This is a genomic window from Azospirillum sp. RU38E (assembly GCF_900188385.1).
In the GTDB taxonomy this organism is placed as follows: domain Bacteria; phylum Pseudomonadota; class Alphaproteobacteria; order Azospirillales; family Azospirillaceae; genus Niveispirillum.
Map to the genome: position 1 here is coordinate 186,210 of NZ_FZOI01000004.1, position 21,859 is coordinate 208,068.

Consider the following 21,859-nt stretch of genomic DNA (forward strand, 5'->3'; position numbering starts at 1 on the left):
TATTTTCTATACAACCGGCTATATTTTTGGCGTCATGGTTTTGGTTCATAATCATATTGGCCCTCATACCTCCGCCCTCAACGCATCCGTGTTCCGGTTGAAACTGCCGGTGCGTTGTCGGGATTGGCGGGGATGTCCCATCATATTGGCAATAATCGGAACCGGTAAGGATGCGTGGCACTTTGGCCAAATCACTGGCAGCACGGCAGGCGGCACGGGCCGTGCTGGCCGCCTGCCTGATCGGCCTGTCGCTGTCAATATTGGAAGTAGCCTGGGCCACCTGGCGCGAACGCGGTAAAGCAGCAGAACTGTCCAGCCAGATGCTGGATCTGCTGGAAGGCGGGGCCGCCACCGCCGCCTGGAATGTCGATGAAGGGTTGGCCGAACAGATCGGCCTTTCTGCCCTGTCCATTGGTGCCATTGACGGGTTGGAAATCCTGCTGACACCACAACAGCCGCTGTGGCAGCGCTTCCGCAATGGCGGAGCGGAAGAGGCCGCCATGAACCCGATGGGTCGGCTGGTGTTCGACGATCTGCGGGTCAGCGACCGCCTGCTGTACCGCCCGCAAGCTGATGGCCATAGCCGTCCGCCCATTGGCGTGCTGCGTATCCATTTCGATATGAGCCGGCTCTCGGCCGATTATATCGCCTTCGTAACGTCCACCCTGCTTAGTGGCCTGTTGCGCAATCTGTTGCTGGGGCTGGCCCTGACCCTGGTGTTTCACCGTTTCCTGACCCGCCCCCTGCTGGCGCTGGAACAGCATATTGCCACGTTGGACAGCGGCGGCCGTGGCTATAATCGCCTGCCGCTGCCCGAAGGGCATGAGCAGGACGAGCTGGGGCGGCTGACCCAGCGGATCAATGAGACCTTGGAAAGACTGGACAATTCCCAAGATCAGTTGCGCCAGCTGGCGACACGCGACCCGCTGACCGGCCTGCCCAACCGCGCCCTGCTGCAGGAGCGGCTGGACCATGCCCTGTCCCGCGCCCGGCGGGGTGCAGGTGGTATTGCTGTGCTTTTCCTGGATCTGGACCGGTTCAAGACCATCAATGACAGCCTGGGCCACGAGGCTGGTGATAAATTGTTGCGGGCCGCCGCCCAACGGCTGTCCCAAATGTTGCGGGGGTCCGATACGGTGGGCCGCCTGGGCGGGGATGAGTTTCTGGTGATCGTGGAAGAGGTGCGGGAACCGAAGGAGGCCATCCAGGTGGCCGACCGCATCCTGATGGCCATTGCCAAGCCGCTGGAAATTGATGGACAGCAACTCCAGGTCAGTGCCTCGATCGGTATTGGCATCTGGCCGGGCGATGGGGAGGACGGGGCCAGCCTCCTGCGCTCCGCCGACATTGCCATGTATGCCGCCAAGGCCGCCGGCGGCGCCGGCTGGCGCATGTTCTCCGCCGAAATGTCGGAGAAGGCGGTCAACCGGCTGCAGACCGAAGCCCGTTTGCGGGCTGCCGAGCTGCGGGAAGAATTCGTGCTGTTCTATCAGCCGAAGGTCAGCCCGCATGATCTGTCGCTGCTGGGGGCGGAGGCTTTGTTACGCTGGCGTACTGATAAAGGTTTCATCTCACCGGCCGAATTCATTCCGGTGGCGGAAGAAACTGGCCTGATCATTCCGATTGGGGAATGGGTGCTGCGGGAGGCCTGCCGCCAAGCCGCGCAATGGTGCCAGCACCATGGTGATCTGAATATGGCGGTGAATGTCAGCCCGCGCCAGCTGGCCGACAGCGGTTTTGCCGACAAAGTGCGCACCGCCCTTGCCCTCAGTGGCCTGCCCCCTGCCCTGCTGACGCTGGAGATCACCGAAACAGCGGCGATGAATCAGGCCAGCGGCGATTTCGTCACCCTGCACAGGTTGCGGGAAATCGGGGTTGGCATCGCCATGGATGATTTCGGCACCGGCTATTCCTCCCTCTCCCATCTGCGCCGAATCCCCCTGACAGAATTGAAGATCGACCGCACCTTGATGGCCACGGTTCCCGGCGATGCCGCCATCGCCGCCACCATTCTGGAACTGGGGCTGCGGCTGGGGCTGGAAATTGTGGCGGAGGGGGTGGAGACCGAAGAACAACGGGCCTGGCTGAGTGCCATGAATTGCCAGACCCTGCAGGGCTTTCTGGTCTCCCCACCTGTGCCCGCCAGCGCTTTCGAACCCCGCTTCCTGGCGGACCGGGTGAAAGCCGTCGGATAGCGGCGGGGTCACCCCGATACGGTGCTGACCGGCCGGATGCCCAGGGCGGTGGTCAGCACCATCTCTTCCGCCCGGTCCAGATCGGCCGGCAGCAGGCTGCGCTCCCCCGCCCCCCAGGCTTTCAGCAAGGCCGCCCGCATGGTGCCGGGCAAGGCCCCATCGCTGACAGGCGGTGTCAGCCAATGGCCGTCCAGGCGAACGAACAGGTTGGCGGCGCTGGCCTCCGCCACCTGCCCCCGGCTGTTCAATAGAATGGCATCATCGGCCCCCCGCGCCTGCGCCTCGTTCCGGGCAATGATGCTGTCCAGATAGTTCAGCGTTTTCAGACGCGACAGGGGCGAATGTTCATTGCGGCAGGTGCGGGTGGCAATGATCAGCCGCGCCGGCGGCAATTCCCCCGGCAAGGGCCCCGCCGTCAGCAGCAGGGTCGGCGCCAACATCGCCGGGCGCGGCAGCCCACGCGGGGCCGGCCCCGCCGTCAGGGTCAGCCGAACCGCCGCATCATGCAGCCCATTGGCAGCCACAATCCCGGCCACCGCATTGGCCAGCGCATCGTCGGCCAGCGGCACGCGCAACCCCAGAAAGTCGGCACCCGACCGCAACCGCTGACAATGTGCTTCCAGCCGCAGCGGGGCACCGGCCTTCACGGCGATGGTTTCAAACAGCCCATCCCCCAGGGTCAGCCCCCGGTCGCTGGCCAACAAAGCCGGCTTGTCCGCCGGCAGGAATTCGCCATTCAGCCAGATGCTGCTCATGCCGCCTCCCCTGCCATCCTGTCGCCCAGCGCCGCCAGACCGCTGGCCGGCGGCCAGGCCATGCCGGGGTCGATGGCGGTCAGCAGGGCGCGGGCCTTGGTCAGGCTTTCCTGATATTCCGCCTCCGGGTCGCTATCGGCGACAATGCCGCCACCGGCCTGCACCTGGATCAGATCGCCCGCCACGGCAGCGGTACGGATGATGATGGAACTGTCCATCGCCCCATCCCAGCCGATCCAGGCCACCGAGCCGCAATAGGCACCGCGCCGCGCCGGCTCCAGCTCGTGGATGATCTCCATGGCGCGAATCTTCGGCGCCCCGGTGATGGAGCCACCGGGAAAGGCCGCCCGCAACAGGTCAACCGGCCCCAGGCCGGGCCGCAGCTGTGCCGTCACCACCGAGGTCAGGTGATGGACTGTGCGATAGCTTTCCAGCCCCCACAGGCTGGGCACGGCGACGCTGCCGATTTCCGCCACGCGAGACAGATCATTGCGCAGCAGATCGACAATCATCAGGTTTTCTGCCCGGTCCTTCTCACTGGCCAGCAGTTCGGCGGCCAAGGCCGCATCCTGCACCGGGTCGGCATGGCGCGGGCGGGTGCCCTTGATGGGCCGCGTCTCGATCCGGCCCCCGGCATCCAGCGCCAGGAAGCGTTCCGGCGACCCGGACGCCAGGGCCCGGCCCCGGCCCAGATTAAGGAATGCCGAAAACGGGGCCGCCGTGCGCGGCCGCAGCGTGCAATAGGCATCCCAGGCACCGGCCCCCGGTGCCAGACGCCCCAGGAATCGCTGGGTCATGTTCGCCTGATAGATGTCGCCCGCGGCGATATAATCCAGAATGCGGACGATGGCGGCGCGATAGGCAGCAGGGGCGAATTCCGCCTGCCAGCCAGGCGGGCGCAAGATCGGCCCCGGAAGCGGCGTCACAGCCGGAGGGGCCAGCAGCCGGTCGCGCAGCCCGTCCGCCAGCGCGCAGGCCATGGCAGGCCGGCGCGCGGCATCCGTTTCCCGCTCCCCGCCGGAAACCACCCAGGCCTGCCCGGTCTGGTGATCAAACAGGGCCACCGTATCATACAGCCCGAAGGCCATATCCGGCAGGTCCAGACCCCGGCTGCGGGGCACCGGCAGCCGTTCCAGCCAGCCCCCCAGCTCGTACCCCAGCAGGCCGACGGCACCGCCCTGGAAAGGCGGCAGACCGGCCACGGCACGGCGCTGGAACGGGCGCAGCAACTCTTCCAGCGCCGTGAAAGGGTCAACCGTCAATACCTGCCCGTCACGGCTTACCAGCCGCCCCGTCGCCTCCAGCCAGACAAAGGGATCGGCGGCGATCACGCTGTAACGCGCCCGCCCCTGGTCCGCCGCGCCGCCATCCAGCAGCATGGCGCCATCCTGCCCCGCCAGGGCAGCGAAGGCGGTGGCCGCGTCAAGCGGCGGCAAGGGCAGGATGATGGGCAGGCTGGTGGCATTCATGCGGCGGACGATAATCGGCCGCGCCCTGGCGGACAATAAAGATCAGGGACAGATGCTTGTGACCGCCCGGTTGCGTAACCAATTGGTTTCATCGCTGGCGGCCAGCGACGCGCCCGTCTACTCTGTCGCGCAGGGGACAGGTTTCATTCCCGTTCTTCCCCAAGCCATTGGATGAGGTTCATGCGTATCATCGTCCGCGTTTTCGCCATTCTGGGCCTGTTGGGCGTGCTGGTTACCGGCCTGCTCATCGGGCTCGCCATTCATTTCTCCAACCGCGCGCCCACGCTGCCCGGCAATATCGTGCTGGAACTGGACCTGGAAAAGCCGCTGGCGGAGGCACCGCCCAATGATCCGGTTTCGGGCCTGCTGGGGGAACGCCGCGCCACCTTGAGCCAGGTGATCGGTGCGCTCAACAATGCCGCCAAGGATAGCCGGGTGAAGGGCATCATTGCCCGCACCGGCAGCCCGGCCTTCCCCTTTGCCCAATCGCAGGAACTGCGCGACGCCATCGCCGCCTTCCGCAAGACCGGGCGTTTCGCCATCGTCCATGCCGAAAGCTTCGGTGAAACCGGCAATGGGATGCAGCCCTATTATCTGGCCAGCGCGTTTGAACAGATCTGGCTGCAGCCCATGGGCGATCTGGGTATCACCGGGATGCAGGCGGAACTGACCTTCTTCCGCGGCACGCTGGACAAGCTGCAGGTGCAGCCGGAATTCCGCAAGCGCGAGGAATATAAGACCTTCGCCGAGCAATATACGGAAACCGGGCCCTCGGCCGCCAACCGCGAATCCACCGATGCGCTGGTGGGTGACCTTTACGAACAATGGGTAGCCGGCGTGGCCGCTGATCGCGGGTTGGCGCTGGATGCCGTGCGTCAGGCGGTGGACAATGCGCCCCTGCTGGACAAGGCCGCCCTGGATGCCAAGCTGGTGGACCGGCTGGCCTATTGGGATGAGGCGGTGGCCTGGGCCCTGCTGAAGGCCAGCGGCCAGGTGCCGCCCCCCGCCGACCAGCCGCTGAAAGCCCCCAAGGGCGACGGCGTGGCCCAACTGGTGTCGGTGCTGGATTATGCCAAGATCGCCAGCGCGACCAGCAAGGTGAAGCTGCCCACCGACAATGCACCCGTCGTGGCGGTCATTGTGGGTGAAGGCGCCATCATGCGCGGCGAATCCAATGTCGATCCGCTGTCCGGGTCGGAGAGCTTTGGCGCCACCACCATCGCCGCCGCCTTTGACGAGGCGATTGAGAATGAGCAGGTGAAGGCCATCCTGTTCCGCGTCAACAGCCCCGGCGGCAGCGCCGTGGCGTCGGAGGTGGTGCGCCGCAAGGTGTTGCAGGCCAAGGCCGCCGGCAAGCCGGTGATCGTCTCCATGGGGGCCGTTGCCGCGTCGGGTGGCTATTGGGTCTCGATGGGGGCGGACAAGATCGTCGCCCAGCCGGCCACCATCACCGGTTCCATCGGCGTGGTCGCCGGCAAGATGGTGACCAAGGGCCTGACCGACATGGTGGGTGTCAGCTTTGCCCCGTTCAGCCGGGGGGCCAATGCCGGCATGTGGTCGTCCAATGCGCCTTTCAGCCCGGAACAGGACGCCAAGCTGAACAGCTTCCTGGATGCCACCTATGGCGCCTTCACCAGCGGTGTGGCCGAAGGGCGCAAGCTGCCGCTGGAAAAGGTGCGGGAAATCGCCAAGGGCCGTGTCTATACCGGGCGGCAGGCCAAGGAGCTGGGGCTGGTGGACGCGCTGGGCGGCTATCAGGTGGCGATCAAGCTGGTGCGTGAGGCGCTGGGCGTCAGCGAGGATCAGCGCCTGTTCCTGATTAATTACCCAGCCCAGCGCAGCCCGTGGGAAATGGTAATGAAGCTGATGTCGGGTGAGGTCAGCGTGGGTGACCTGCGCGCTGCCGTCAGCGCCCGCATGGCGGCCGATGCGCTGGCCGATGTGCGGCCCGTACTGTCGCCCCTGCTGCCGATCCTGCGCAGCGGGGAGGAGAACACCATCATGATGCCGGCCATGGCGACACAGGGGCTGTAACATCCCCTGATTCTGGCATAGGTAAACGGGCGGCCCTGGTGACGGGGCCGCCCTTTTTTATAGTTTCAACAGCCCCACCAGTTCGGCCCGTCAGCGGGAGAGGTGAGACGTCGCCGCTACGCACGGCCAATCTACCTTTTCAGCTGGCGTGCGACCTCACCGGTTCATCATAGGGCAATGGAAATGAAACCGGACGTCGCACCAGCGTGACCAGCACATAGGACAGCAGCATCAACAGGAACCAGGAGCCAAACTTGGCCGGTGACACCATGGCCCAGCCATCGCGCTGGCTGGGATAGATCCAGGCCCCGGCAAAGGTGCCGATATTCTCGGCAAACCAGATGAACAAGGCCACCAGGGCAAAGCCCAGCAACATCGGCATCCGGCGATGGTCATGCCAGATACGAAAATGAATCCAGCCGCGCCCGAACAGCACAAAAGCCGCCCCAAATAACACCCAGCGCAGATCGAACCAGTAATGGTGCAAGAAGAAATTGCCATAGGCCGCCAAGGCAAAAGGCAGCGTGGCCCACAGGGGCGGATGGCGGGTGAAACGGAAATCAAACAGTCGCCAGGCCCGCGCGATATAGGAACCGACGGCGGCATACATGAAACCGGTGAACAGCGGCACCCCGCCGATGCGCAGCAGGCTGGGTTCGGGATAGACCCAGGAGCCCATGGCAGTCTTGAAAATCTCCATGCCCGTGCCGACCAGATGGAACAGGGCGATGACCAGCGCCTCTTCCCGCGTTTCCAGCCGCAGCCGGACCAGCAATACTTGCAGGGTGAGTGCCGCCAGCGTCAGGAAATCATAGCGGGCCAGCGGCAGATCACGCGGATAGAACAGATAGGTGCCCAGCAGCAGGGCCAGCATCAGCCCGCCATAAAGACAGGCCCAGGCCTGTTTCACCCCAAAGCGCAGGAATTCATATCCGGCCAGCGCCAGCCCGCCCCGGGCGGCGGCGGCCTGCGCGAACCGGGCTTCCCGGTCGATAAAACGCGCCAAAAAGGGCCACGCCCTGGCGCTGGATGGATGCAGCATGAAAATCCCCCCGATCACCCAATGCTATATCAAGGGGTGGTGGGGCGGAAAGATGGCGTTAGCCAGGGGAGAGGGCGGAAGCTAAATCGGTTTTGGCAAAATCCTGACCGACATACAATAACGGCCATCCCCGCTTGGCAGCCAACGCATAAGCAAAGCAATCACCATAGTTCAGGGAAGCTGGATGATTGCCCTTACCCCAACGGGAATAAGCAGCGGCAACGGCAGAAGCAAACTGTTCATCAACCGGTACAATCTCCGGCGATAACTCCGCTAAAAAAGAATCTATCTCCGCCTTTAAACGGCGCTGACCGGCAACGATCAACACCTCAGCCAGCGTGCCGGCAGACATCGCCAAGTCCTGTACGCAAAGTGCTTCGATACAGAATGGTGCCAGCGGCTCATCCAGTAAAACCGCCATAAGCGCGGATGTATCGATCACAATCACCTTGGCAATCCATCATTGCCATACAGAAATTGGTCGGCCTGCGCTGCCGGTGCCCCTGGGGCAGCTTTTGCCGAAGCCTTCCGCGACAGGGTCCGCAGGAAATCAGCGCGCCGTTTTGGATCAAATACAGCAGATGGCTGAACAGGGAGCATACGCACCACCGCATGGCCCTGGCGGGTGAGAATGATCTCCTCCCCCGCCTCTGCCCGCTGGATCAACTCCTGCCAACGTACCAAAGCGTCGCCAACAGATACTTCCATGGCTGCCTCCCATCCTGTCCCTGATGATGGATCAGGGACAGGGGCTTTACAAGGCCGTGCAACCGCTGGGAAAGATCACCCAACCTTGCCCGCATTGGCCACGGCGATCAGGCCCTGGGTGCTGGCATCATGGGCCTTGGCGGCCTCACCCTCCAGTTCGGGCAGGATCACCTTGGCCAGCTGCTTGCCCAGCTCCACGCCCCACTGGTCAAAGCTGTTGATGTTCCAGATGATGCCCTGCACGAACACCTTATGTTCGTACAGCGCGATCAGCATCCCCAGCCGGTACGGGTCCACGGCATCGACCAGAATGGTGTTGGTCGGGCGGTTGCCGGTGAAAATCTTGTGCGGCAGCAGGGCTTCCAGGGCGACCCCCGTCTTGCCTTCCTTCACCAGCTCGGCCCGCACTTCATCGCCATTCTTGCCGCGCATCAGCGCTTCGGTCTGGGCAAAGGTGTTGGACAGCAGCATGGCATGGTGGCGGCCCAGCGGGTTCTGCGAGGTCACCGGCGCAATGAAATCGCAGGGGATCAGGTGGGTGCCCTGGTGGATCAACTGATAGAAGGCGTGCTGGCCATTGGTGCCCGGTTCGCCGAAAATGATCGGGCCGGTGGTGTAATCCACCGGGTTGCCCTGGCGGTCCACCGACTTGCCGTTGCTCTCCATATCCAGCTGCTGCAGATAGGCCGGCAGGCGGGCCAGATACTGGTCATAGGGCAGCACGGCGTGGGCCGAGGCACCCCAGAAATTGCCGTACCACACACCCAGCAGACCCAGGATCACCGGCATGTTCTGCGCCAGGGGGGCGGTGCGGAAATGTTCGTCCATGGCATGGGCGCCGGCCAACAATTCGCCGAACTTCTCCGGCCCCACCATCAGGGCGATGGGCAGGCCGATGGCCGACCACAGGCTGTAACGGCCGCCCACCCAGTCCCAGAAGCCGAACATATTGTCGGTATCGATGCCGAACTTCGCCACTTCGCCGGCATTGGTGGACAGGGCCACGAAATGTTTGGCCACGTCGGCCTCTGACCCGCCATTGGCCAGGAACCAGTCCCGCGCCGTATGGGCGTTCGCCAGCGTTTCTTGGGTGGTGAAGGTCTTGGACGCGATGATGAACAGGGTGGTGGCCGGGTCCACCTTCTTCAACACATCGGCAATATGGGTGCCGTCAACGTTGGAGACGAAATGCGCCGCCAGATGCGGATGATGCCAGGGCGTCAGCGCCTGCGTCACCATCACCGGCCCCAGATCGGACCCGCCAATGCCGATATTGACGATATCGGTGATGGGCTGGCCGTCAAAGCCGCGCCATTCGCCATCGCGCACCTTGTGGCAGAAGGCATACATGCGGGCCAGCACACCCTGCACATCGGGCATCACATCCTGGCCATCCACCAGCACCGGCCGGTCGGCGCGGTTGCGCAGCGCCACATGCAGGACGGCACGATCCTCGGTGATGTTGATCTTTTCACCGGCATACATGGCATCGCGCATCCCCTCCAGATTCTGCTGGCGGGCCAGGTCCAGCAGCAGGGACAGGGTGTCGTCGGTGATGCGGTTCTTGGCGTAATCCAGCAACATGCCGTCAAACGCGATCCTGTACCGGTCAAACCGGCCCGCATCGGCGGCGAACAGGTCGCGCAGACTGGTGCCTTCCAGGGCGGCACGGTGGGCGGCAAGGGCCTGCCAGGCGGGGGATTGGGTAAGACGGGACATCGGATCACTTCTCCGGTGCTGCGGATGCAGGGTTGCGGCCAGAGTGATAGCACGAAGAATGCCTTTCACAAGACATCCATGTAACGCATCACCCCCTAAATCCGGTTATTTTGCAACATATGGAAAGAACCGGCCAGGATGCGGGACGAAATGCCAATATAGAACCAAAACCAGACCAATGCCAATCTAGAACGCTTCCGCATCCCCCTGAAACGGCACCGGCTCGGAAACGCGATAGCCCTTATCCTGGTTGAAGCGCATCCCGGCCTTGGCGCCGGCCATTTTTTCGCTGGCGGCCCACACCATGTAACGCCGGCCACCCCGCCAGGATTGCGCCACCTCGTCCGGGGCCTTGCGGGCCAGTGTGTTGAAGTCCGGGTGCGAGATGGTCAGCATGAAGGCCTGGTCGCCCAGGTTCTTGCGTTCATCAAAAACATAGATCTGCGAATCGTTGCCTTTTTCTCGCCGGGCCGCCGCTTCCCCATCCTCGATCATGTCATGCAACATCGCCAGCTCGCGGTGCTGCTGCATTTCCTCCCGGCGCAGGCCGAGGGTGACGGCCGCCTTCTCACGCATATGCTTGCGGGCCTGCTGCACCCGCGCCAGCATGGTGCTTTCCATGGCCTTGGCGCGACGCAGGCGCTTGGAAATGCCGCTGATCACCTGCACCATCACCACGCCGCCGGCCAGCAGGCCAAACCAGATGGGCAATGTGCTGAACAAGGAACTGATCATACGTTCCCCCCGCTCTCGACCACAGCCTTCATCTCTGCGGCCTGCAGGGGCGTCAGCTCATCGGCATCGCTCTGCGGCTCCGTGATTTCAGAGATGAAAAAGCCGGTCGCCGGCGGATAGGTACGCTCGGCCAGGGCCTTGGCATCGCCAATGGTCGGGGCCCAGATCACCACCTGCTGGGTGCGAGCCCAGCTGCGGGACAGGAAGGGATGTTCCTTCTGGTCCAGCTGGGCCCGCTGCACATGACGGTTCACAACATAGGCGATGAATTTGCGGGCTGGCCTTTCTGTCCGCAGAAAAGCCTCCTCCTCCCCGATCACCCGCATCAATTGGGAGCGGGCGATTTTCAGGTCGTTCAGGCGCTTGTTGATCATGTAATGGCGTCGGCGGGCGGATTTAACCTGGGCATCCAGCCGCACCAGACGCGGCAACATCGCCTCGCGCCGCTGTTCAAACCGCTGGGCGGCCAGCATATAGCGGTTAAACTTGCTCTCCAGCCCCTGCCCTTCAAATCGGCGACGCAGGGAGCTTTCGACCGAATGGGCGATCCCCAGGCCGATCACATAGGACATGCCGCCAACGATAAGGAAAACGATAGCGGCTTCGACAAGTTTTTCGATCATTCATCGCAGCCGGAAGCGGCGGGCGACACCCGCCCGGATGGCAATAACCATAAACTGCTTTGCATCTGCGGAAAAGGCCGGTGCCGGATAAGAAGAACCCGCCATCCCGCGGGCAAGCGGAATGGCGGGCCAGTCGATGCGGCGTCGGGCGGGGAAAAAGGGGTGGGGGCACCCGCCCGTCGATACCGGGGGCGTACCCCGGTGAAGAAAATCTGCCCGTTACCCCGCCCCGCCGCTGTGACCGGCATCACCGAAACACGCGATTTTCTTGTACAATTCTCTCAGTTTTGGTTCAGATCGATCAGTTCCCCATGCAGGGCGCAGGCTGGCACGGCAAATTCCACAATGGCGCGGGCCACCATTACCGGATCCTGCAGGCTGGCCGGATCTTCCCCCGGAAAGGCCTTGGCGCGCAGGCCGGTGCGCGCCGGGCCGGGGTCCAGCAGATTAACCCGCAGGGTGGTGTTCAGCGTTTCCGCTGCCCAGGTGCGGCCCATCATGTCCAACGCCGCCTTGGCCGCGGCATAGGCGCTCCAATAGGCGATGGGCTCCCGGCCCACCCGATCGGTCAGCAACAGGGCACGCCCGGCATCGGACCTGCGCAGCAGCGGATCGGTGGTGCGGATCAGGCGCAGCAGGGCGGCCACGCCGACACCGAACACCTTGTCCCAATCCTTCGGATCGGCATGGGCGATGGGGCCCAGGGAACCGAGCTGGGCGGCAGCATGGACGAAAATATCCAGCCGACCGAACCGTTCATACAGCGCCGGCCCCAACGCATCCAGCTTCACCCCATCCATCAGATCCTGCGGGATCAGGGTGGCGGCACCACCCTTGGCGCGGATACGGTCATCCACCTCTTCCAGCGCACCGACGGTGCGGGCCAGCAGCACGACATGCGCGCCCTCCAGGGCAAGCTGTTCGGCCACGGCCGCACCAATGCCCCGGGAGGCACCAGTGACAAGGGCGACACGCCCGGCCAGGCGCTGCGGCTGCGGGCTGGGTTGGGTGGGGCTGCTCATGATCATTCCTGTATTCCGATGGGCGGTGCCACGGGCACCGTCCCTGCAAACCGCGATGGTAGAAGGCCGGCTGGTATTAGCCTATCCGGACCTTTGGGGAAAGACGCTGCGGCCCCATGCCGCCGCCTGAAAATGCCGACAGAAAAAAGGGGAGGTGGCCTGGCCCCTCCCCTTTTCCGTCTCAGCGATGGGCTGCCGGTCAGGCCTTACGGCTCCACCAGCCACCACGCCGGGGCTTCTCCGTCGCCGGCTCGGCCGCCGACTCCGGGGCCGGCGTGGCAACCGGGGCCGGCTCCACCACCGGGGCGGGCGGCACCGGCTCGCTCACCTGTTCGGCTGCCGGAACCTCGGCCGCCACAGGCTCCGCCACCTTCTTGCGGCTGCGGGGCGGCGCCTTCTTCTTCGGTGTGGCCGCTTCCTCAGCCACCGGCTCCACCGCAACCGGTGCTTCCACCGGAACCTCGGTAACCACCGGCGCTTCGGTCACCGCATCCGCCACCTTCTTACGGCTGCGGGTCGCCCGCTTCTTCGGCGCTGCCGCTTCCTCGGCCACCGGTTCCACAGCGGCGGGAGCCTCCACCGGTGCTTCGACAACCACCGGGGCTTCCACCGCCGGTTCAGCCACCTTCTTGCGGCTGCGGGTCGCCCGCTTCTTCGGCGCTGCCGCTTCCTCGGCCACCGGTTCCACAGCGGCGGGAGCCTCCACCGGTGCTTCCACCGTCGGCGCGGCCTCGGCGACCGGTTCAACCGGGGCAGTCACCACCGGTTCAGCAGCCGGCACCTCGGCCGTGACAGGGGAGGCGGCCTCCTCGGCCCCCTCCTCGTCAGACTCGCCATCGGCCGACAGCTCGTCACCCCGGCGACCGCGACGGCGACCGCCACGCTTGCCACGACGACGCTTCTTCTGAGCGGCCTCGTCCTCACCAGCGGCCGCTGCCTCTTCAGCCTCGTCCTCTGACTCTTCAGCGGCCGGCTCTACCGCCTCGGCTTCGACAATCGGGTCAGCAGCGGCAGCGGGGATTTCGGCCGTATCAGCTTCCTGATCCGCCTCGTCCTCACCCTCTGCCTCATCGGACTGGTCACCATTGGCATCGGTACCGGTACCCTCACCGCGTTCACCCCGGCGACGACGGCGACGGCGACGGCGGCGACCATCACGGTCACGGTCCCCGTTACCCTCACCACGATGGCCATTCTGGACGGGGGCGGGGGCTTCAACCTCCTCTTCCTCCGGCTCCACCGGCACAACCTCTTCCACCTCGGCCTCTTCGGCCTCCATGGCGCGTTCGGTCTGGGCCATCACGCGTTCGGCACTGACCGGGGCCACGGCGATATCATCGCTGGCCAGCCGGGCGCGCAGACGCTCCAGCCGGTGGTCGGTACCGGTCAGATGGTCATCGGCCTGCAGATAAACGCGCAGACCATGGCGCCGCTCGATATCCGCCAAAGCTTCACGCTTATGGTTCAGGATATAAAGCGTGACGGCCGAAGCGCAGGTGACGGTAATCTCCGCCGAACGCTTGCGGATGCCCTCTTCCTCCACCGCGCGCAGAATGGCCAGGGCGGCGCTTTCCAGGCTGCGGATCATGCCGGTGCCCTGGCAGTGCGGGCAGCGCTCGAAATTGATTTCCTGCAGGCTGGGGCGCAGGCGCTGACGCGACAGTTCCAGCAGACCGAAGGCAGAAATCCGGCCCAGCTGGATGCGGGCGCGGTCGGCCTTCATGCAATCCTTCAATCGCTTTTCAACCGACGCATTGTTGCGCGGGTCTTCCATGTCGATGAAGTCGATGACGATCAGGCCCGCCAGATCGCGCAGGCGCAGCTGGCGTGCCACCTCTTCAGCGGCCTCCAGATTGGTGCGCACCGCCGTCTCTTCGATATTGCGTTCCTTGGTGGAACGGCCCGAATTGACGTCGATGGCGACCAGCGCCTCGGTCTGGTTGATGACGATATAGCCGCCGGATTTCAGCTGGACGATAGGGTTGAACATCGTCTCAATCGCACCTTCCACCTGGAAACGGTGGAACAGCGGGATGCCTTCATCCTGATAAAGCTGGATCTTCTTGGCGTGGCTGGGCATCAGCATCCGCATGAAGTCCTTGGCCACCTGATACCCGGCCTCACCCTCGACATGCACTTCGTCAATGTCGCTGGAATAGAGGTCGCGGATGGTGCGCTTGATCAGATTGGCTTCTTCATAGATCAGCGCCGGGGCCACCGACTGCAAAGTCGTCTCCCGGATGCTGTCCCACAGCCGCATCAGATATTCCAGATCGCGGCGGATTTCCGGCTTGGACCGTTCAATACCCGCCGTGCGCAGGATGACCGACATGCCCGAGGGAATGTCGAAATCCTCCAGCATTTCCTTCAGGCGCTTGCGGTCGGCCGGGTTGGTGATCTTGCGGGAAATGCCGCCACCACGCGGGGTGTTGGGCATCAGCACCGCGTAACGGCCGGGCAGAGACAGGAAGGTGGTCAGCGCGGCACCCTTGTTGCCGCGCTCTTCCTTCGTCACCTGCACCAGCAGAATCTGGCGACGCTTGATAACTTCCTGAATCTTGTAAGATTTCATCGGCCGGCGGCGCGGCTGGCGCTGCTCTTCCGGCTCAACCTCCTCTTCCACCTGCTCCGGTGCTTCCACCGCGGCGGCAACCGGGCGGGGGCCGGGGCGCGGACGGCGGCGGCGATTGTCGCGGCCGCTGCTATGCACGAAGGGCGAACCATCGCCGGCTTCGGCTTCACCGGCGGTCGGGTCGATCACCTCCCCCGTCTCGCCATCGGCATCGCCGCTGATCCCCGGCTCTACGCCGTCGCTGTCAACGCCCGATGCATCGCCATTGCCCTCTTCCCCGACGATCAGGGCGGGGGCGCCACCGCCCACATCTTCGGGCGCCGGCAGCGGCGGTTCCTGCTCAATGGGGGTTTCGCCGTCGGTCTCCGTCTCCGCCCGTTCCATGGCGCGGGCTTCACGCTCTTCCGCCAGCTCCTGCTGTTCACGCAGCAGCGCCTCACGGTCGGCGACGGGAATGCGATAATAATCGGGATGGATTTCAGAAAACGCGAGGAACCCATGCCGGTTCCCGCCATATTCAACGAAGGCCGCCTGAAGCGACGGCTCCACCCGGATGACCCGGGCCAGATAAATATTGCCCTTTAACTGCTTCCTGGAGGCGATCTCGAAATCAAGCTCTTCCAGGCGGTTACCATTAACCACAACGACCCGGGTTTCCTCCGGATGCGTGGCGTCCACAAGCATACGCTTGGCCATATGTCGTCCCCGTGGCGAAGAAACCCCACCCACCCGTGCGACGGGACGGGGGAAGGGCCTTGCCACCATTTCGGTGCGAGGCATTCGGCGGCAGTCATTGCCAACCACGTCGAACAGCGCTGCCCAAAAATTAAGAAACGGGAAGCAGCCAGGACGCGAACAACACCATCACCGGGCAGCACACCGGCGAACCGGCACACCACCAACCTCAAGGTTTCCACAGCACCACGCGCCGCCGGGGTTGAACCCCTGGCAAGCGTCACAGACAACGGGCGCAAAGGCAGCAGAAATCTGCCGGCAGCGCGGTCCCGGAGCGCGACGCCGAAGCCCGGGAGGGCAAGGACGACGCATGGTTTGTCGCAAGAGACACCATAAACAGGAGTAGCCCCCTTCCACAATGATAGATTTGCATCTGGCGGATAGGGGATGTGCGTTTTCTGCTTCACAAGGGGCGATTGGCCGGATGGGGATAAAGCGATTTCTCATCAACGCCGTTGAAGTGGCTGATTTTCCGTGCCTATAAAAGTGCTGGTATTTCATCACCGCCGGGGGACGGAACAGGCGTGACGCGCCGTCAGCATCCCGCAGGAACCGGGGCCGACCACGCCCGGCAGCAAGGCCGGTTCGCGTGGCCGGTTTTTTGCGCACTCCTGCTGGCCCTTCTCTGGCTGCTGCCCTGGCAGGCGGCCCGCGCCGGTGAGGATGGCCGGATCGCCCTGAATCAGGCCCAGGTGGCCGCCATCCGCCCGCCCGCCTCCCCGGCTTTGTCCCAGATTCTCGACGCCCGGCTGGGCGTGCATCCGGACAAGACGCGCTTTGTGCTGGAACTGACCCAGCCGGTCCCCTTCCGGGTGCAGACCCAATCATCGCCCCATAGTGTGGTGATCGATCTGGCCGATGTCGCCTGGGGCGGGGCCATGCTGCCCGGCCGGGGGCTGGTGCTGGCGGTGGCGTCGGACAATGTCGCCCCCGGCCGGGTTCGGCTGGTATTGCCAACAACGGGGCCGGTGCGGGTGGCGCTGGCGGAGATCATTCCGCCGCGCGATGGCCGCCCGCCGCGTTTCATCCTGGATCTGGTGCCCGCCAGCGGCCCGCCGCACGCGAGTGCTCCGCAAACCATCGGCACCCTGCCCCCCCTGCCCGCACCCAGCGGCGCACAGGAACCGATCGGCACACCGCCGGAGATGGCGGCCAGCGTCACCGGCCCCCAGCCCAGCGCCAACGGCCCGCAATCGGCCGGCACACCCGGTGCCGGCCTGGTGGTGGCCGCTGCCAGCCTGGGCAGCGCGCCACTGCCACCCCGACCCAAGCCACCGGCCAAGGTGGAATTGCCGCTGATCGTCATCGATCCCGGCCATGGCGGCCAAGACCCCGGCGCCATCGCCGGCAATGGCACCTACGAGAAGGACATCACCCTGGCCATGGCGCGGGAGCTGCGGCGGCAATTGCTGGCCAGCAAGCGCTATCGGGTGGTGCTGACGCGCGACAAGGATATTTTCATCCCCCTGCGCGACCGCGCCGCCGTGGCCCGCGACCAGGGGGCAAGCCTTTTTATCTCCCTGCACGCCGACAGCATCGACCGCAAGCAGGTGCGCGGCCTGTCCATCTATACGCTGTCAGAAAAGGCATCGGATCGGGAGGCGGAAACCCTGGCCCAGCGGGAAAACCGCGCCGATGCGCTGGGCGGGCTTGACCTGTCGTCGCAGCCGGAACAGGTGGCCAATATTCTGATCAACCTGTCCCAGCGGGAAAAGATGAACCAGTCGCGCCGCTTCGCCGCGCTGGTGCTGACCAGCCTGGACAAGGCGATTGCCGTGCTGCCCTCGCCCCTGCGTTCCGCCGGGTTCGGGGTGCTGACCGCACCCGATGTCCCCTCGGTGCTGGTGGAGATGGGCTATCTTTCCCACACGCAGGATGCCAAGCTGCTGACCACCAGCACCCACCGCCGCCGCATGGCTGCCTCACTCGTGCGTGCCGTGGATGGCTACTTTTCGCCGGGCGCGGGCCGGAAACGGTCATGAGGGCGACATAATCTTCACGAGATTGCTAGAATAGCGGGATGAAGGCGGGCCGATGCCTCGGCGCCGCCGTTATGGTGTTTTCTGCTGATGCGGGTGCGGGCGCCCGTATGGGAACGGGTTGGAACATGAATAGATGGATCAAGGCCGGGCTGGTCTGTGGTGTGGCGCTGGCCGCGGTCGGTGTCGGGATCGGCGTTCTGGGCTATGTCCGCTACAGCAAGGATTTGCCCGACCATACGACATTGGCCAATTACACGCCCTCGGTCGCCACCCGCGTTCATGCCGGTGACGGGCGGCTGGTGGCGGAATTTGCCAGCGAGCGTCGTGTCTTCGTGCCCATCGCCTCGGTGCCCAAGCGGGTGATCCATGCCTTTGTCTCGGCAGAGGATCAGAATTTCTTCACCCATCACGGGGTGGATTGGGTGGCCGTGCTGCGCGCCCAGTTGCAGAACCTGAAAAATCTCGGCTCCGGCCGCCGCCCCATCGGCGCCTCCACCATCACCCAGCAGGTGACGCGCGTTTTCCTGCTGACGAACGAGGTCTCCTACGTCCGCAAGATCAAGGAAGCGATCCTGGCCAGCCGTATCGAAGATGCGATGACCAAGGATCAGATCCTTGAGCTGTATATGAACGAGATTTTCCTGGGAAACCGCGCCTATGGCGTCGGCGCCGCGGCACTCAACTATTTCAACAAGTCCCTGGATGAGTTGACGATTGCTGAGGCGGCCTTCCTCGCCTCCCTGCCCAAGGCGCCCGATCGCTATTATCGCGAACGTCACCGCGATGCCGCCATTGCCCGGCGCAATTATGTGCTGGGCCGCATGGAAGAGGATGGCTACATCACCGCCGCAGAGGCCGACGCCGCCCGGCAGGAGCCGCTGAATTTCGCCGACCGTGCCGGCGATAATCAGGTCCGCGCCGATTACTTCATCGAAGAGGTGCGGCGCGAGCTGGCCAAGCTCTATGGGGAGCAGACGCTTTATGCAGGCGGCCTGTCGGTGCGCACCACGCTGGACCCGACCCTGCAGGCCGCCGCCTCCACCGCGCTGCGCGACGGGCTGATGGCCTATGACCGGCGCGATGGCTGGCGCGGCCCCGTTGCCCGGCTGCAGGGACTGGATAGCTGGCAGGAAAAGCTGGAAGAGGTCCGCATCCCGCCCGGCGGGGAGGATTGGGATCTGGCCGTGGTGCTGAAGACGGCCGATGATGCCGTCACCGTCGGGCTGATCGATGGCCGCCAGGGCCGCATCCCGCTGTCCGAACTGAAATGGGCGCGCAAGTCCGACAAGGGCCGCATTGTCGGCCCCAGCATCACCAAGGCGTCCGACGCACTGTCGCCCGGTGAGGTGGTGTTCGTGGAGTCGCTGGCCGGGGCCAAGGGTGACAAGGCCGACCAGTTCGCCCTTCGCCAGATCCCAGAGGTACAGGGCGCCATCATGGCGATGGACCCGCATACCGGCCGCGTGCTGGCCATGTCCGGCGGGTTCAGCGCCCGGATGAGCGTGTTCAACCGGGCCACCCAGGCCATGCGCCAGCCCGGTTCCTCCTTCAAGCCGTTCGTCTATCTGACGGCGCTGGACCATGGCTTCACCCCGTCCACCCTGGTGCTGGATGCGCCGTTCGCCCTGGACCAGGGCGGCGGCCTGGGCAAATGGAAGCCGGCCAACTATTCCGACAAATTCTATGGCCCGACCCCGCTGCGCGTCGGCATTGAGAAGTCGCGCAACGTCATGACGGTGCGGCTGGCGCAATATATCGGCATGGACCCGGTGGTGGAAACGGCGCGCCGATTCGGCATCTATGACAATCTGCCGGCCCAGCTTTCCATGTCGCTGGGGGCCGGTGAAACCACGGTCATGCGCATGACCACGGCCTATGCCATGCTGGTCAATGGCGGCCGCAAGATTGAGCCCAGCTTCATCGACCGGGTGCAGGACCGTACCGGCAAGACCGTCTTCCGCCATGACAACCGGCCCTGTGTCGGCTGCCAGATGCCGCTGGCCACGGCAGCCGTCGCCGCTGAAACCGGCACCGCCGGCACGGTTCCCGTACCGCAGACGGCAGCACCCGCCCCACTGGCCGAGGCGGTGCCCGTCAGCCCGGATCAGGTGCCGCAGGTGCCGGATGACCGGGAACAGGTGGATGATCCGCGCACCATCTATCAGGTGGTCTCCATGCTGGAAGGCGTGGTGCAGCGCGGCACGGCCACCAAGTTGCGCGAAATCGGCAAGCCGCTGGCCGGCAAGACCGGCACCACCAATGACAGTATGGATGCCTGGTTCGTCGGCTTCTCCCCCGATCTGGCCGTCGGCGTTTTCGTTGGTTATGACCAGCCGCGCTCCCTGGGCGATCATGAGACGGGCGGCAGTGTGGCCGTGCCGATCTTCAAGGATTTCATGACGGTGGCCCTGAAGGATCAACCGGCCATCCCCTTCCGCGTGCCGCCGGGTCTGCAGCTGGTGCGGGTCGATCCGGAAACCGGCAAGCCGGTGCCGCCGGGCACGCGCAATGCCATCTGGGAAGGTTTCATCCCCGGCACGGAGCCCAATGACGGTCAGGGCGTGCTGGATGGCGGCGACAATGGCGCCGGCTTCGTCTCCTCCGCCGGGCAGCCGGTGCCGGGCAGCCAGCCGGCGCCCACCATCGGCACCGGTACGGGCGGGGTTTACTGATGCCAACCCGCCTGAAGGGTCACCTTCAGGCGGGTTGGAGGCCGGCGACCGCCGGCCCGCCGCCCATGCTGCGTGAGCCAAGCCCGCGGATGCGGGCGCCCGGCGCCTGAGGGAGATCGGTATGATCCCCTATCCATGGGGGTAGCGGCGGGCTGTCGGCAGGCCGCCGCCTCTGCTGCTACGCTTGCCGGCGTCACCAGCGATAAGGCCATGGATGAACGCCGGCACCCCTTCCCCCTCCTTCACCCGTCTCCATGCCCTGCGCCAAGCCCTGGATGTTGAGGCGCAGCGGCGCTGCCTGCGGGAAATGACTGGCACCGATCTGGTGCATCTCACCCGCTCGCTGGAGTTCCAGGCCATCCTGGAAGGCGCGCCGCCGGAGTTGCTGGAGATGCTGCGCCCCTGGCTGCGGCAGGCCCGGCCGCCCCGCGTCGGCTCGGTGGAGCGGCTGTGCTGGCGGCCGCTGGAACGGTTCCTGGTGGACGCACCCGAGGCGGGTTCCGCCTGCTGGCTGGTGCCCCGCCGGCTGCTGACCCCGCTCTGGCTGGCGCTGGAGGCCGCCCACCCGGAGCCGGTGGAACAGCTGAAGCGGCAGCACGCGCTGGCCTGTTTCGATGGGGACCAGATCAGCCTGGATCAGGTCTCCACCGGTGTGGTGGATCTGGCCGCCTATTTCTTCAACAACACCCCTGATCTGCCGGACCGGTTGGGCCTGAATGCGGCGGAAACGGAGATGCTGGGTTTCATCGCCCGGGTGATGAAATGGCATCGGCTGGTCATGCCCAATGTGCGCTATTTCCAGCAGGCGCCCCTGGTGCGGCGCCTGCCGGGGGTGGAGGCGCTGCGCCTCTGCAGCAATTGGTACACGCTGCTGGAACTGCTGGAAGACCAGTTCGATCTCTACCTGCTGTATCTGTTCAGCATCAGTGCCGATCCCACCCATGTGATCGATGCCTTCCCCTTCTATTTCGAACGGCTGGAGGATGCTGATTGTCTGGCCATGCGCTGGCTGCGCCACCGTCTGGACCAGCAGTTACAGGAAATCAGCGCCGCCCTGGCCATTCCCCCCCGGCTGCAGGCTGTGGGGGCGCTGCAGACCATGGCGGACAAGCTGGCGGGGATGGAGTTGTTCATTGACCGGCTGCACCGGCTGCCTCTGCTGGCCCCCGACCAGCCAGAGGGAAAGCGCATCGCCGCCCTGCCGCCACAGCGGCTGTCGCTGGATTATGTCAACCGGCTCTGTCTGGCCTATCTGGAGGATTTGACCGACCTACTGCATAGCCAGGGGCCGCAGCGCGACCGGGCGCGGGAGGTGATTCCGGTACTTTCCACCGCCCTGCCGCCCTTGCTGGCGCGGCTGGGGGTGAATGATGCCAATGGCCGTATTGCCGGTCTGGTGGCGGAGATGGGCGGCAAGGCGCTGTATGAGATTGACCGCTATCTGCGCAGCCACGAGGTATCGCCCCGCTCCCGCCAGGGGCTGCAGGCCAGCCTGGCCCCGGTTCTGACCATGTGCGAAGCCCTGGGGATGGTGGATACGGCCGCCGTGCTGCGGGGCAGGCTGGGTATCCCCGCCCCCACCCCGAACGGATAGAT

Annotated in this window: 14 protein-coding genes; 5 read left to right on the top strand and 9 right to left on the bottom strand. The window is 64.9% G+C overall.

Going from position 1 to position 21,859, the window contains the following annotated elements; genetic code table 11:
* The first annotated feature begins 170 nt into the window (after positions 1 to 170).
* Positions 171 to 2,195 carry a bifunctional diguanylate cyclase/phosphodiesterase gene (locus CHB97_RS10560; protein WP_089287930.1) on the top strand — a complete coding sequence of 675 codons (2,025 nt, stop codon included), beginning with the start codon at positions 171 to 173 and terminating at the stop codon, positions 2,193 to 2,195.
* Between the two features lie 8 nt (positions 2,196 to 2,203).
* Here the strand turns inward: CHB97_RS10560 and CHB97_RS10565 are convergent, their stop codons facing one another.
* Both CHB97_RS10565 and pabB read right to left on the bottom strand, forming a co-directional pair.
* The gene (locus CHB97_RS10565) at positions 2,204 to 2,950 is read right to left on the bottom strand and encodes an aminotransferase class IV (protein ID WP_089287931.1); all 747 of its coding nucleotides are present in this window, start codon (positions 2,948 to 2,950) and stop codon (positions 2,204 to 2,206) included.
* Positions 2,947 to 4,455, bottom strand: coding sequence for an aminodeoxychorismate synthase component I (gene pabB, locus CHB97_RS10570; RefSeq protein WP_244559494.1), 1,509 nt, complete (start codon positions 4,453 to 4,455; stop codon positions 2,947 to 2,949). The genes CHB97_RS10565 and pabB overlap by 4 nt, the downstream gene beginning before the upstream one ends.
* Before the next feature lie 144 nt (positions 4,456 to 4,599).
* Between pabB and sppA the strand changes: the two genes are divergently transcribed.
* Entirely contained in the window at positions 4,600 to 6,453 is a 1,854-nt protein-coding gene (gene sppA, locus CHB97_RS10575; protein WP_160105756.1) for a signal peptide peptidase SppA, read from the top strand.
* Between the two features lie 139 nt (positions 6,454 to 6,592).
* Here the strand turns inward: sppA and CHB97_RS10580 are convergent, their stop codons facing one another.
* From CHB97_RS10580 to CHB97_RS10615, 7 genes are all read right to left on the bottom strand, one after another.
* On the bottom strand, positions 6,593 to 7,495 hold the full coding sequence (locus tag CHB97_RS10580) for a DUF817 domain-containing protein (RefSeq protein WP_089288112.1): 903 nt from the start codon (positions 7,493 to 7,495) through the stop codon (positions 6,593 to 6,595).
* A gap of 58 nt (positions 7,496 to 7,553) precedes the next feature.
* A complete protein-coding gene (locus CHB97_RS10585) occupies positions 7,554 to 7,943 on the bottom strand; it encodes a type II toxin-antitoxin system VapC family toxin (protein WP_089287934.1) in 390 nt (129 codons plus the stop codon).
* Positions 7,944 to 8,278: 335 nt separating this feature from the next.
* Complete coding sequence (pgi, locus tag CHB97_RS10595; RefSeq protein WP_089287936.1) at positions 8,279 to 9,922, bottom strand: glucose-6-phosphate isomerase; 1,644 nt, start codon at positions 9,920 to 9,922, stop codon at positions 8,279 to 8,281.
* 186 nt (positions 9,923 to 10,108) lie between these two features.
* Entirely contained in the window at positions 10,109 to 10,657 is a 549-nt protein-coding gene (locus CHB97_RS10600) for a hypothetical protein (RefSeq protein WP_089287937.1), read from the bottom strand.
* Positions 10,654 to 11,280 carry a hypothetical protein gene (locus CHB97_RS10605; protein WP_089287938.1) on the bottom strand — a complete coding sequence of 209 codons (627 nt, stop codon included), beginning with the start codon at positions 11,278 to 11,280 and terminating at the stop codon, positions 10,654 to 10,656. Before CHB97_RS10605 ends, CHB97_RS10600 begins: the two co-directional genes overlap by 4 nt.
* Before the next feature lie 281 nt (positions 11,281 to 11,561).
* A complete protein-coding gene (locus CHB97_RS10610; RefSeq protein WP_089288113.1) occupies positions 11,562 to 12,302 on the bottom strand; it encodes an SDR family NAD(P)-dependent oxidoreductase in 741 nt (246 codons plus the stop codon).
* A 199-nt stretch (positions 12,303 to 12,501) separates the two neighbouring features.
* On the bottom strand, positions 12,502 to 15,570 hold the full coding sequence (locus CHB97_RS10615) for a ribonuclease E/G (protein WP_089287939.1): 3,069 nt from the start codon (positions 15,568 to 15,570) through the stop codon (positions 12,502 to 12,504).
* Positions 15,571 to 16,133: 563 nt separating this feature from the next.
* Between CHB97_RS10615 and CHB97_RS10620 the strand changes: the two genes are divergently transcribed.
* From CHB97_RS10620 to CHB97_RS10630, 3 genes are all read left to right on the top strand, one after another.
* Positions 16,134 to 17,591: an N-acetylmuramoyl-L-alanine amidase gene (locus CHB97_RS10620; protein ID WP_160105758.1), complete on the top strand. Its 1,458-nt coding sequence runs from the start codon at positions 16,134 to 16,136 to the stop codon at positions 17,589 to 17,591.
* 125 nt (positions 17,592 to 17,716) lie between these two features.
* Positions 17,717 to 20,263 carry a penicillin-binding protein 1A gene (locus CHB97_RS10625; RefSeq protein ID WP_089288114.1) on the top strand — a complete coding sequence of 849 codons (2,547 nt, stop codon included), beginning with the start codon at positions 17,717 to 17,719 and terminating at the stop codon, positions 20,261 to 20,263.
* Positions 20,264 to 20,477: 214 nt separating this feature from the next.
* Entirely contained in the window at positions 20,478 to 21,857 is a 1,380-nt protein-coding gene (locus CHB97_RS10630; RefSeq protein ID WP_089287941.1) for a hypothetical protein, read from the top strand.
* The last annotated feature ends 2 nt before the right edge of the window (positions 21,858 to 21,859 follow it).

Bases quoted from the DNA above. Each gene is read 5' to 3' on its own strand.
- CHB97_RS10605 (WP_089287938.1), bottom strand. From the start codon at position 11,280: ATGATCGAAAAACTTGTCGAAGCCGCTATCGTTTTCCTTATCGTTGGC.
- CHB97_RS10625 (WP_089288114.1), top strand. From the start codon at position 17,717: ATGAATAGATGGATCAAGGCCGGGCTGGTCTGTGGTGTGGCGCTGGCC.
- CHB97_RS10610 (WP_089288113.1), bottom strand. From the start codon at position 12,302: ATGAGCAGCCCCACCCAACCCAGCCCGCAGCCGCAGCGCCTGGCCGGG.
- CHB97_RS10560 (WP_089287930.1), top strand. From the start codon at position 171: ATGCGTGGCACTTTGGCCAAATCACTGGCAGCACGGCAGGCGGCACGG.
- CHB97_RS10580 (WP_089288112.1), bottom strand. From the start codon at position 7,495: ATGCTGCATCCATCCAGCGCCAGGGCGTGGCCCTTTTTGGCGCGTTTT.
- CHB97_RS10630 (WP_089287941.1), top strand. From the start codon at position 20,478: ATGAACGCCGGCACCCCTTCCCCCTCCTTCACCCGTCTCCATGCCCTG.
- CHB97_RS10565 (WP_089287931.1), bottom strand. From the start codon at position 2,950: ATGAGCAGCATCTGGCTGAATGGCGAATTCCTGCCGGCGGACAAGCCG.
- sppA (WP_160105756.1), top strand. From the start codon at position 4,600: ATGCGTATCATCGTCCGCGTTTTCGCCATTCTGGGCCTGTTGGGCGTG.
- CHB97_RS10600 (WP_089287937.1), bottom strand. From the start codon at position 10,657: ATGATCAGTTCCTTGTTCAGCACATTGCCCATCTGGTTTGGCCTGCTG.
- pgi (WP_089287936.1), bottom strand. From the start codon at position 9,922: ATGTCCCGTCTTACCCAATCCCCCGCCTGGCAGGCCCTTGCCGCCCAC.
- CHB97_RS10615 (WP_089287939.1), bottom strand. From the start codon at position 15,570: ATGGCCAAGCGTATGCTTGTGGACGCCACGCATCCGGAGGAAACCCGG.